The 11,516-nt window shown below is 70.1% G+C and carries 13 protein-coding genes; 12 read left to right on the top strand and 1 reads right to left on the bottom strand.

The genetic code is table 11. The annotated features are described in order from the left end of the window. Positions 1–7: 7 nt before the first annotated feature. The gene (locus ABDJ85_RS01625; RefSeq protein ID WP_347702981.1) at positions 8–874 is read left to right on the top strand and encodes a hypothetical protein; all 867 of its coding nucleotides are present in this window, start codon (positions 8–10) and stop codon (positions 872–874) included. Positions 875–891: 17 nt separating this feature from the next. Here the strand turns inward: ABDJ85_RS01625 and ABDJ85_RS01620 are convergent, their stop codons facing one another. Next, positions 892–1,914 carry a MerR family transcriptional regulator gene (locus ABDJ85_RS01620; protein ID WP_347702980.1) on the bottom strand — a complete coding sequence of 341 codons (1,023 nt, stop codon included), beginning with the start codon at positions 1,912–1,914 and terminating at the stop codon, positions 892–894. 215 nt (positions 1,915–2,129) lie between these two features. On the opposite strand from ABDJ85_RS01620, the gene ABDJ85_RS01615 reads away from it, so the two are divergent. The 11 genes from ABDJ85_RS01615 (at position 2,130) to ABDJ85_RS01565 (ending at position 11,512) form a co-directional block, all read left to right on the top strand. Further along, the gene (locus ABDJ85_RS01615) at positions 2,130–3,602 is read left to right on the top strand and encodes an NAD(P)/FAD-dependent oxidoreductase (protein WP_347702979.1); all 1,473 of its coding nucleotides are present in this window, start codon (positions 2,130–2,132) and stop codon (positions 3,600–3,602) included. Further along, positions 3,595–4,350 (top strand): DUF1365 domain-containing protein, encoded by a 756-nt coding sequence (locus ABDJ85_RS01610; RefSeq protein ID WP_347702978.1) that lies wholly within the window; start codon positions 3,595–3,597, stop codon positions 4,348–4,350. Before ABDJ85_RS01615 ends, ABDJ85_RS01610 begins: the two co-directional genes overlap by 8 nt. Next, positions 4,347–5,576, top strand: a complete 1,230-nt coding sequence (locus tag ABDJ85_RS01605) for a class I SAM-dependent methyltransferase (RefSeq protein ID WP_347702977.1) — start codon at positions 4,347–4,349, stop codon at positions 5,574–5,576. Before ABDJ85_RS01610 ends, ABDJ85_RS01605 begins: the two co-directional genes overlap by 4 nt. Before the next feature lie 2 nt (positions 5,577–5,578). Then, positions 5,579–6,079, top strand: a complete 501-nt coding sequence (locus tag ABDJ85_RS01600) for a chalcone isomerase family protein (RefSeq protein ID WP_347702976.1) — start codon at positions 5,579–5,581, stop codon at positions 6,077–6,079. Continuing rightward, positions 6,076–7,296: an MFS transporter gene (locus tag ABDJ85_RS01595; protein ID WP_347702975.1), complete on the top strand. Its 1,221-nt coding sequence runs from the start codon at positions 6,076–6,078 to the stop codon at positions 7,294–7,296. The genes ABDJ85_RS01600 and ABDJ85_RS01595 overlap by 4 nt, the downstream gene beginning before the upstream one ends. Then, a complete protein-coding gene (locus tag ABDJ85_RS01590) occupies positions 7,293–7,832 on the top strand; it encodes a DUF3833 domain-containing protein (RefSeq protein WP_347702974.1) in 540 nt (179 codons plus the stop codon). Before ABDJ85_RS01595 ends, ABDJ85_RS01590 begins: the two co-directional genes overlap by 4 nt. Positions 7,833–7,921: 89 nt before the next feature. Further along, positions 7,922–8,704, top strand: a complete 783-nt coding sequence (locus ABDJ85_RS01585; RefSeq protein ID WP_347702973.1) for an SDR family NAD(P)-dependent oxidoreductase — start codon at positions 7,922–7,924, stop codon at positions 8,702–8,704. Continuing rightward, the gene (locus ABDJ85_RS01580) at positions 8,691–9,101 is read left to right on the top strand and encodes a nuclear transport factor 2 family protein (RefSeq protein ID WP_347702972.1); all 411 of its coding nucleotides are present in this window, start codon (positions 8,691–8,693) and stop codon (positions 9,099–9,101) included. Before ABDJ85_RS01585 ends, ABDJ85_RS01580 begins: the two co-directional genes overlap by 14 nt. Positions 9,102–9,121: 20 nt before the next feature. Continuing rightward, the gene (locus tag ABDJ85_RS01575) at positions 9,122–10,315 is read left to right on the top strand and encodes a glycoside hydrolase family 5 protein (protein ID WP_347702971.1); all 1,194 of its coding nucleotides are present in this window, start codon (positions 9,122–9,124) and stop codon (positions 10,313–10,315) included. 20 nt (positions 10,316–10,335) lie between these two features. Further along, positions 10,336–11,013 carry a ribulose-phosphate 3-epimerase gene (rpe, locus tag ABDJ85_RS01570; protein ID WP_347702970.1) on the top strand — a complete coding sequence of 226 codons (678 nt, stop codon included), beginning with the start codon at positions 10,336–10,338 and terminating at the stop codon, positions 11,011–11,013. 1 nt (position 11,014) lies between these two features. Next, on the top strand, positions 11,015–11,512 hold the full coding sequence (locus ABDJ85_RS01565; protein WP_347702969.1) for a low molecular weight protein-tyrosine-phosphatase: 498 nt from the start codon (positions 11,015–11,017) through the stop codon (positions 11,510–11,512). The last annotated feature ends 4 nt before the right edge of the window (positions 11,513–11,516 follow it).

Here is an 11,516-nt window from a genome sequence, read left to right as displayed (position 1 = left end):
GACCGTGATGTTCAAACACTTCCCGACCCTGTTGCTGCGCGAGTGGATGCAGCACAAGCGCGGCTGGCTGATTGCGGCGCTGCTGCCGGGGCTGCTGTTCATGGCGATGCTGCCGATTGGCGATGTGCAGGGCATGCCCCAGGGCCAGCCCGAGCTGCTGACGCTGGCGACGCTGATGCTGGCGGGCATCGTGACCTGGGGCATCTGCCTGATGGTGGCGGTGTTCCAGCTGCCGGGCCTGGCGCGGCGCGATGTGCAGGACCGGTCGATCGAGTTCTGGCTGTCACTGCCCGGCGGGCATGGCGAGAGCCTGCTGGCCACGCTGGTGGCCCATGGCTGGCTGGCACCGCTGGCGGGCCTGGCGGTGGGCACGCTGCTGGGTTTTCCCATCGTGGTGCTGCTGGTGGGGCTGAAGGTGAGCTGGGGCGCGCTGGGTGATGTGGCCTGGGGCCAGGTGCTGGCCGTGTTGCCGCCGCTGTGGCTGCGGGCTGCCTTGGGCACGCTGCTGACCCTAGTGTGGCTGGCGCCGATGGTGCTGGTGCTGATGGCGGCGTCCGCCTGGCTCAAGCGCATCGGCGTGCCGCTGGTGCTGGGCGGTGGCGGCGTGGCCATCCTGATCATGCACAAGATTTATGGCATCGAGTGGCCGGTGGCGCAGCTGACCGCGTGGACGGCGCAGCTGAACAAGGCGGTGGTGACCGAGCCGAATGGCTTGTCGGGCGCGATGGGCGGCTATGCCAGCCCGTGGGTCTGGGCGGGGCAGGACGCGTTGGCGGGCCTCTCCAGCCTGGTCTCGGTGCAGGCGCTGGGCTGGGCGGCGATTGCGGGCGTGGCCTTCTGGCTGCTGATGCTCAAGCGCAGCCGCATCGCCTGAGAGCCCAGCTCACACGTTCAATCGTGGGCCGCGCGCCAGCGGCCCACTTCGTCAGAAATCTGAACAAGCCCAGTCAGCACCCGCACACCGGTTGGCCGGCTCGGCGAGGCCAGCGCGCGGTTGCTGCCGCCGGCCCAGACCTCGACAGCCGCTGGCAGCAGCGCGCGCAGCCGGCCCAGGCCGTCGTGCACCGCCCGGGTGGCCAGCACGGCGCTGAAGCTCAGGGCCACCACGTCAGCGCGGTGCGCGGCCACCGCCGGCCCGATCTGCTCGGGCGGGGTCTGCGCGCCGAGCGAGAGGCAGGTGCAGCCATCGAGGCAGAGCAGGGCTTCGGCCATCAAGAGGCCGAGCACATGGCTCTCGCCGGGCAGGGTGGTCAGCAGCACACGGGGCCCGGGCTGGGTGGCCGGCGCGGGCAGGGACTGCAGCGCCTGGCGCAGCACCAGCTGCAGGGACTCGCTGAACACATGCTCCTCAAACACCTGCAGCTCGCCGCGCATCCAGGCGTCACCCACGGCCTGGATCAGCGGGGCAAAGAGCTGGGTCACCGCGCCGGCCAGGCCTTGGCGCAGCAGGGCTTGGGTCAGGGCCTGGCGCAGGCCGTCCACATCGTGGCGCTTGAGGCGGGCCAGGCATTCGGCGATGTCGTTGGCCAGCGGGCCGGCATCGACGACAGGCAGTGCACCGGGCAGGGCTGCGGCCCGGGCTAAGGCGGCTGTGCCCCGGCGCGGGGAGGACGTGGCGGATGTGGCGGACGAGGGCGCGCTGAGCCAGCCTTGCAGCTGGGCCTCGCTGGCCAGCACCACGCGGCCGGGGCGGTGCCCGGCGTCCAGCAGGCGCTTGATGAGGCGCAGCCGGGCCACCTGGCTGGCGGGGTAGAGCCGCTCGCCCGCACCGTCACGCCCGGGCTGCGGGAAGCCATAGCGGCGCTCCCAGATGCGCAGGGTCTCGCGGCGGATGCCGGTATCGCGTTCCACGGCCGAGATGCCGATGCCCTCGGCCTCGGGCCGGTGGTCTGGCTGCTCGGAGATTGAAGTCATTTTGTATAGGACAAAATGTGGACAAACTCGATTCTCTGCCTTAGGATCGACTTCGTCCACCGATTTGTATAGGACAAATCTTAGCCAAAGCCACAAGCGGCGGCGTCAAGAACCCTGTCCGGCGGCCGTCGCAAGCGGCCGCCACCTTCCCCAGCAGTCGGTGCCCACCTTGTGCTTTAGGCCCTGCCGGGCTGCCTCCACCGCTGTGATCTGCCATGTCCACCTCCGCGACTTCGACTCCCTGGCTCGGGCCGCAGCGGCGTGACGCTGTCGCGCCGGTACCGGCTGCTGCCGACCCCACCCTGGGCGCCGCCCAGGCCCACGCCAGCCCGCTGCGCGACTGGCTGCGCCGCAAGGGCCGTGGCCCGGCCCCGCAAGGCGCCGGCCCGCGCGTTAAGGTTGCGGTGGTGGGCAGCGGGGTGGCTGGCCTCGCGGCGGCCTGGGCGCTGGCTGAGCACGCCGAGGTGACCCTGTTTGAAGCCGACGCCCGCGCCGGCGGCCACGCGCACACGGTGGACGTGGAGCTGGACGGCATCCGCCACGGCGTGGACACCGGCTTCCTGGTCTACAACGAGCGCACCTACCCGCTGCTCATTCAACTCTTCGAGCAGCTCGGCATCGCCACCGCGCCGAGCGACATGTCCTTCTCGGTCCAGGTGCCGGGCATTGACCTGGAGTGGAGCGGCCACTCGCTGGCCACGGTCTTCGCGCAAAAGCGCAACCTCGTGCGCCCCGCCTTCTGGGGCATGCTGACCGACCTGCTGCGCTTCAACCGCCTGTGCACCGCCCTGGCCCAGCGCGGCGATGAGGCCCGGCTGGCTCAGCCGATTGGCGACTTCCTGCGCGAGCAAGGCTTTGGCGCGGCCTTCCGCGACTGGTATCTGCTGCCCATGGTGGCCTGCATCTGGTCCTGCCCCACGGCGCAGATGCTGGCCTTCCCGATCCGCACGCTGATCCGCTTTTGCCACAACCATGGCCTGCTGCAGGTCGAGGACCGGCCGCAATGGTTCACGGTGCGCGGCGGCTCGCGCCACTATGTCGATGCGTTGCTGCCCGCCGTCCAGCACCTGCGCCTGGCCACGCCGGTGCGCGCCGTGCGGCGGCTTACGGGCAGTGTGACGGGCGGCGTGACGGTGACCACCGACGCCGGCCCCGAGACCTTCGATCACGTCGTGCTGGCTGGCCACTCTGACCAAAGCCTCGCGCTGCTGCACGACGCCTCGCTGGCCGAGCGCGCCGTGCTGGGTGCCGTGGCCTACCAGCCCAACCGCGCGGTGCTGCACCTGGACGAGCGCCTGCTGCCCCAGCGCCGCTCCGCCTGGGCGGCCTGGAACTACGAGCGCGCAAGAACTGAGGAAGGGCGCGACGCCGCGCCCGACACCGAGCAGGTCTGCCTGCACTACCTGCTCAATCGCCTGCAGCCCCTGCCTTGGCAGCGCTCGGTCATCGTGAGCCTCAACCCCGTGCGCCAGCCAGACCCGGCCCTGGTGCTGCGCGAGATCGAATACGCCCACCCGGTGTTTGACGAGCGTGCCGTGCGCGCCCAGGCCCAGCTGCCGGCGCTGCAGGGCGAGGGCGGCGTGTGGTTTGCCGGGGCCTGGACGCGCTACGGCTTTCATGAGGACGGCTTGCTCTCCGGCCTGGGCGTGGCCCAGGCGCTGGAGTCGCGGCTGATGGCGCATGGCTGAACCCACGGCCTTGCTGGCCCGCGGCGAGGTGCGCCACAAGCGCCTGCGCCCGGCGCTGCACGCCTTTGCCTACCCGAGCTTCTTCGTCGTGCTGCCGCTGCGTGCGCTGGCCCGGCAGGCGGCGCCCTTGCGCTGGGGTCTGTTGCGCTTCGAGGCGCGTGACCACGGCGACGGCGGCTCCGATGCGCTGGCCTGGGTCGAGGGCTTGTTGCGTGGCGCCGGTGTTGCTGACGCGACGGGCGAGATCTGGCTGCACACCTTCCCGCGCGTGCTGGGCTTTGTCTTCAAGCCCGTCAGCTTTTGGTACTGCGAGCGGGCCGACGGCAGCCTCGCCGCCATCGTGGCCGAGGTGAACAACACCTTTGGCGAGCGGCATGTCTACGTGCTCTCGGGCCCGCAGCTGGCCTGGGGCCACGAGCAGGTGGCCGACAAGGTCTTCCACGTCTCGCCCTTTTGCAGCACGTCGGGGCGCTACCGCTTCCGCTTCATGCGCACGGCCGACCGCCTCGTGGCCCGCGTGGACCACGACGACGCCCTCGGCCAGCCGCTGCTGCAAACCAGCCAGAGCGGCCGCCTGCAGCCTCTCACGCCCGCCAGCGCCCGTGCCGTCTGCCTGGCCATGCCGCTGATGACGCTGGGCGTCGTCCTGCGCATCCATTGGCAGGCGCTGCAGCTGTGGCTCAAGCGCGTGCCCTTCTTCAGAAAACCCGAGCCCCCATCGCAATTCGTCAGTCGGAGTTCGACATGAGCGCCCAGAGCACCCGCCTCCATCGGCCACTGCCGCAGTCCCTGCCCGCCACCATCCCCAGCGCCGCCCACCGCGTGCTGACCCTGCTGACCCATTTGCAGCACGGCCAGCTCGACCTGCAAACCCCCGAGGGCCAGATGCTGCACTTTGGCCAGGGGCAGCCGCGTGCGTCCCTGCGCATCCGCGACTGGGCGGTGTGCGAGGCCACGCTGGCTGGTGGTGACGTCGGCTTTGCCGAGAGCTACTTGGAGGGCCACTGGAGCACGCCCGACCTCGCCGGCCTGCTGCGCCTCTTCCTGCGCAACCGCGAGGCGCTGGAGCAGCTGATCTACGGCGGCTTCTGGGGCGGCCTGCTGCACCGCGTGCAGCACCTGCTGCGCCGCAACACCCGCGCCGGCAGCCGCAAGAACATCAGCGCCCACTACGACCTGGGCAATGCCTTCTACAAGCTCTGGCTCGACCCGAGCATGAACTACTCCAGCGCCTGGTTCGAGACCGGTGACCGCAGTGGTGACCTGCGCACCGCGCAAGACGCCAAGATGCGCCGCGCGCTGCAAGAGGCCGGTGTGCAGCCGGGCCAGCGCGTGCTGGAAGTGGGCTGCGGCTGGGGCGCCGTGGCCGAGCTGGCCGCGCGCGACTTTGGCGCCACCGTCACGGGCGTGACGCTCTCCACCGAGCAGCTGGCCTTTGCGCAGCAGCGCTTGCAGGCCCAAGGCCTCGCGGGCGACCTGCGCCTGCAGGACTACCGCGACATCCCCGACGGGCCCTTTGATGCCCTCGTCTCCATCGAGATGTTCGAGGCCGTGGGCCGCGAGTACTGGGCCGGCTACTTCGAGACCGTGCGCCGCCAGCTCAAGCCCGGCGCCCGCGCCTGCATCCAGACCATCACCATCCGCGACGAGCTGTTCGACCGCTATGTACGCGGCAGTGATTTCATCCAGCAGTACGTCTTCCCCGGTGGCCTGTTGCCCAGCCCGAGCGAGTTCCGCAAGGCGGCCGCACGCGCCGGCCTGCAAGTGGTGAACGAGCTGGCCTTTGGCCCCGACTACGCCGAGACCCTGCGCCGCTGGCGCGCCGACTTTTTGCGCCACGAGCCGCAAGTGCGCGAGCAGGGCTTTGACCTGCGCTTTGTGCGGCTCTGGGAGTTCTACCTGGCCTACTGCGAGGCAGCCTTTGACACCGGCAGCACCGATGTCATGCAGTTCACCCTGCAAGCCGTCGTCTGAGCATGGACCGCCGCGCGCTGCTCGGCTTGCTCGCGTGGCCGCTTGCGGCGCAGGCCAGTGAGGAGTGGGCGGGCTTCAGCGCCCGCAGCCGCGCCACCATGCGCTTCTTCGGCCTGCGGGTGTACGACGCCCAGGTCTGGAGCGCCACACCCCTCAGCGCCGAGGGCTGGGCGCAGCAGCCCTTTGCGCTCTCGCTCAGCTACCACCGCCGCCTCAAGGGCGATGAGATTGCCAAACGCTCGCTCGTCGAGATGCGCCGCCAAGGGCCCATCCCTGATGCCGACGCCGCGCGCTGGCTGGCCGAGATGCAGGCCGCCTTCCCCGACGTGAACGAGGGCGATCGCATCACCGGCCGGCACGAGCCGGGGCAGGGCGCCCGCTTCTTCGTCAACGGCCGCTTGCAGCGCGAGGTGCGCGAGCCCGCGTTTGCAACGCGCTTCTTCGGCATCTGGCTGAGCCCGCAGACCTCGGAGCCCGGGCTGCGCGAGCAGCTGCTGCGATGAGCTCGCACGCCGCCTCCGCTCGTTACGGCTTGCTGGGGGCTGCGCTGGCCTTTGTGGCCCTGCCGTTGCACGTGCACCTGCCTGCTCATTACGCCACACACCACGGCGTGCCGCTGGCCGCCTTGGGCGCGCTGCTGCTGGCGGTGCGCGGCCTGGATGCCGTGCTCGACCCTTGGTTTGGCCGCTGGGCCGACCGCTCGCTGGGCACGCCGCGCCTGCTGCTGCAACTCTCAGCCGCGGCGGTGCTGCTCGCTGCCGGCTTTGCCGCATTGTTTGCGCCCGCCGTCGCGGGCACGCCCGCACTGCTGGCCTGGGCCGGGCTGTGCCTGGTGGCCTGCTACGGCGCCTACAGCCTGCTCAGCATCACCCACCAAGCATGGGCCGCAAGGCTGGGTGGCGACGAAGCCGCGCAGACCCGCCTCGTGGCCTGGCGCGAGGGCTTTGCGTTGGTGGGCGTGATCGTGGCCAGCGTGCTGCCCACGGCGGCCGGCTGGGGTGTGACGAGTAGCGTGCTGGCCGGCGCGCTGGTGCTGGGCTTGCTCGTGCTGCGCAGCGCCCCAACACCCCCGGTGCGAGCCGAGCAGCAGCAAGCCGCGCCCCGCGTGGCCGTGTGGGGCGTGGCGGCCTTCCGGCGCTTGCTGGCCGTGCACCTGCTCAATGGCACGGCGGCGGCCATCCCGGCCACGCTGCTGGTCTTCTTCGTGACGGACCGGCTGCAAACGCCGCAGGACCAAGGCCTCTACCTGGCGGCCTACTTCCTGGCGGCCGCCGCCTCGCTGCCGCTGTGGCTGCGCCTGGTGGCCTGGATGGGCGGCGTGCGCACCTGGCAGCTGGGCATGGGCCTGGCGGTGCTGGCCTTTTGCAGTGCGGCCGTGCTGCGGCCGGGGGATGGCACGGCCTTCCTGGCCATCTGCATCGGCAGTGGCGCTGCCCTGGGGGCGGACCTGGCCCTGCCCACCGCGCTGCTGGCCGGCGTGGTGCAGCGGGCGGGTTACGGCGGGCAGGCGGAGGGCGCTTTCTTTGGCTGGTGGCATGCCGCCACCAAGCTCAACCTCGCGTTGGCCGCAGCCCTGGCACTGCCCCTGCCGCAAGCCCTGGGCTACACGCCGGGCACGCGCGATGCGGCGGGCCTGACTGCACTGTCCTTCACCTACGCGCTGCTTCCCTGTGTGCTCAAGCTCATGGCGGTGGCGCTGCTTCATGGAGTTCGCCGATGAAACGTCGTTTGCTCATTGCTGCCTCGGCCCTGCTCTCGGCGCTGCTGTTGGCCGGCTGCGGCAGTGCCCCTCGCATCGAGGACTACGCCAACCAATCACCGCGCCTCGACCTCAAGACTTACCTCAACGGCCCGCTGGTGGCCCACGGCGTGTTCACTGACCGCTCGGGCAGCGTCAAGCGCCGCTTCACCGTGCAGATGCAGGCGCACTGGATGGGCGATGTGGGCACGCTGGAAGAGGATTTTGTCTACAGCGACGGCAGCAAGGAGCGCCGCGTCTGGACCATCACCCAGCTCGGCCCCCAGCGCTACAAGGGCACGGCGGCCGACGTGCTGGGCGAGGCCCGTGGCGAGGCGGCCGGCAATGCGCTGCGCTGGAGCTACACGCTCAAGCTGCCGGTGGACGGCAGCGTCTATGAGGTCCAGTTCGACGATTGGTTCTACCTGATGGACGACAAGGTGTTGCTCAACAAGGCCACGATGAGCAAGTTCGGTTTCAAGCTCGGCGAGGTGACACTCGCCTTCGTCAAACCTTGATCGCCCATGAGCGCCGCCGCACGGCCGCCCGAAGGGGCGCGAATCCCTCCCTCGGGGAGGTGGTCACGCAGTGACCGGAGGGTCAGTCCATGAGCCTCAACCCTCAGCTCCACGACTGGCGCGGCAAGACCGTCTGGCTGGTGGGTGCCTCCACCGGCATCGGCCGCGCCACGGCTGCGCTGCTGCACAAGCTGGGGGCCACGGTCATCGTGTCGGCGCGGCAGCAGGCCCTGCTGGAGGGCTTTGTGCGCGAGCACCCGGGCAGCGAGGCCATCGCGCTCGATGTGCTCGATGCCTCCGCCCTCAAGGCCGCCGTGGTGCAGCTGCGCGCGCGGCATGCGCGGCTCGACCTCATCGTCTACGCGGCCGGCACCTACCGCCCGCTGTCGGCCCTGGCCTTTGACCGTGCGCTTGCACAGCAGCACTTCGACATCAATGTCGGCGGCGCGCTCAACCTGCTCGATGCCGCGCTGCCCTGGCTGCTGGACCAGGGGCGGGCTGGCGCGGGCGGCCACCTCAGCCTCATCTCCAGCATCGCCGCCTCGCGCGGCCTGCCCAAGGCCCTGGCCTATGGCCCCAGCAAGGCCGCGCTCACGCACCTGGCCGAGGTGCTCTACCTGGACCTGCACCCGCTGGGCCTCGGCGTCAGCGTCATCCACCCCGGCTTTGTGACCACGCCGCTCACCGCGCAGAACGACTTCAAGATGCCCGCCGAGATCAGCGCCGAGACGGCGGCCCGTGCGATGCTGGATGGCTGGGCGCGTGGCCACTTCGACATCCACTTCCCGCGCCGCTTCACCGGCGTGCTCAAACTGCTGCGCTGGCTGCCCGACGCGCTCTACTTCCGATTCGTCACCCGTGCCACACGCTAGCTTGCCCACCCTGATCGAGTTCTATGAGCAGCTCAAGCCGCAGGACCTCGACCGCCTCGCCCAGCTCTACACCGAGGACTGCCGCTTCAAGGACCCCTTCAACGAAGTCCAGGGCGTGGCGGCGGTGCGGCGCATCTTTGCCCACATGTTCGAGACGATTGAGGCGCCGCGCTTCGTCGTGCGTGATGCGTTCTCGGAGGGCGACCAGGCCTTCCTGAGCTGGGACTTCCACGCCGGCCGCTTCATCATCCGCGGCGCCACCCACCTGCGCTTTGCGCCCGACGGCCGCGTGCGGGATCACCGCGACTACTGGGACGCCGCCGAGGAGCTTTACGAAAAGCTGCCCGTGCTCGGCGCGCTGATGCGGCTCTTGAGGCGCAAACTCGCGGCCTCCTGAAACTTGCTGACGAGGCCGACATGCGATGGCTGCGCGGGGTGGTGCTGATGTTGACTTTGGCGTGCGCCACGCAGGCGCATGCGGCTGACCTGATCAGCTTCTGGCAGCGTCCGCAGCATGGCTCCAACTGCTTCAACGAGAGCCCGCCGGACGCCGCCTACTTCAAGGCCCTGCGCGACTACGGCGCCACCTGGGTGCGCCTCACCTTCAGCAAGTGGAAGTCAGCCTCCGGCGCGCGCGACTTCCTCTACGGCAGCCTCGACGACTACCGCGCCCTCAACCCCGACGACCTCGCCGTGCTGCGCGCCACGCTCGACCGCGCCCACGCGGCGGGGCTCAAGGTCGTGCTCGTCCCCTTGGGCCTGCCCGGGGCGCGCTGGGTGCAGCTCAACAATGACAAGGATGACGACCGGCTCTGGTCCCAACCCGGCTTTGCCGCGCAGGCCGCCGCCTCCTGGCGCGACCTGGCCGAGGCGCTCAAGGACCACCCGGCCATCGCCGCCTACAACCTGCTGAACGAGCCTATCCCCGAGAAGCACGACGGCCTGCCCGAGCATGCCAGCGACGAAGACCAGGCCCGCTGGTACGCCACCGCGCGCGGCGGCCTGCGCGACCTGCCCAAGTTCTACGAAGCCGTCATCCAGCGCGTCCGCGAGGTGGACGCAAACACGCCGGTCATGGTCGATGCCGGCTACTACGCAGCCGCTGATGCCTTTGGCTACTGGCCCCGCCCGCTGAGCGACGAGCGCGTGCTCTACGGCTATCACATGTACGAACCCTGGATGGCCACCAGCGCCCCGGACAAGCTGCGCAAGCGCCCGCTGCGCTACCCAGGCGTGGTGCCTTTTGCCAGCGGCGAGCAGCCCTGGGACGCCGAGGCCGTGGCCCGCTATCTGCAAAAGCCGCTGGACTGGGCGGCGCAGCACAAGCTCCCGACCTGGCGGATGGTGGCGGCCGAGTTTGGCTGCCGGCGCACCTGGCCCGACTGCGCCCGCTACATGGAGGACGTGCTCACCGCGCTCGACGCCCACCAGGTGCACTGGGCCTTCTATTCCTTCCGCGAGCACTGGGACGGCATGGACTACGAGCTGGGTTCGGGCCGCCTGCCCCAGGCCTACTGGCAGGCCCGCGAGGCCGGGCGCGACTACCCGCTGCAGCGGGGCCCGACCCCGGTCTTCGAGCCCATCAGAAAACGGCTGGCTGCTTCGCGCTGAAACTCGCCGAAAATGGCGTGATGCCCACCTACCGCATCGCCCCCAGCATCCTCTCGGCGGACTTCGGCAATCTCGGCCAGGAGTGCCGCGACGTGCTGGCCGCCGGTGGGGACTGGCTGCACTTTGACGTGATGGACAACCATTACGTGCCCAACCTGACCTTCGGGCCCATGATCTGCGAGGCCGTGCGCCGCCACGCGGTCCACGCCGATGGCCGCCGCGCCGAGATCGACGTGCACCTGATGGTGCAGCCGGTGGACGCCCTGGCCGCCGCCTTCGCCAAGGCCGGGGCCGACTGGATCAGCTTCCACCCCGACGCCTCCACCCACGTGGACCGCACGCTCAGCGTGATCCGCGACGCGGGCGCCAAGGCGGGCCTGGCCTTCAACCCCGCCACGCCGCTCGACGTGTTGGAGTGGGTGATCGACAAGGTCGACTACGTGCTGATCATGAGCGTGAACCCCGGCTTCGGTGGCCAGAGTTTTATCGACAGCGCGCTGCGCAAGACCGAGCGTGCCCGCAAGCTCATTGACCAATCCGGCCGCAACATCCTGCTGGAGGTGGACGGTGGCATCAGGGCCGACAACATCCGCCGCGTGGCCGATGCCGGCGCCGACACCTTCGTGGCCGGCTCGGCCATCTTCAGCCAGCCCGACTACAAGGCGGTGATCGACGCGATGCGGGCGGCGCTGCGCTGATATGCCTTCCATCCTCTTCGTCTGCACCGCCAACATCTGCCGCTCGCCCATGGCCGAGCACATCTTCAAGGCCAAGCTCGCCGAGTGGGGCCCCGATGCTGCGCGGGCCTTCAGCGTTGTCGGCTCAGCCGGCGTGAACGCCGACCCACGTGGTGGCCCCATCGATGCGCGGGCGGCGGCCGCCTTGCAGCGCAAGGGCTACGAGGTCGGCCGCAAATGGCGCTCGCGCCGCTTCGACCCGGCAGCAGACTTCAGCCGCCACGACCTCGTGCTCGTGATGGAGGAAGACCACCTCGCCTCGCTGCGCCGTAAGGCTGGCGCGGAGGCTGCCGCAAGCGCCCAGCTATTGCTCAACTTCGCCCCCGGCCTGCAAGGCCGCGAAGTGCCCGACCCCTACTTCGGCCCCGCCAACGGCTTTGACGCCGTCATCGAGCTGATCGAGCAGGCCGTCAATGGCCTAGGCGCCGCGTGGCGCGAAGGACGACTGAAGGCGGCGTGACAGC

The organism is Roseateles paludis, assembly GCF_039872745.1.
In the GTDB taxonomy this organism is placed as follows: Bacteria; Pseudomonadota; Gammaproteobacteria; order Burkholderiales; family Burkholderiaceae_C; genus Pelomonas; species Pelomonas paludis.
The sequence above is the reverse complement of the archived record's forward strand: the minus strand, read 5'-3'. Positions and strand labels throughout refer to the sequence as shown.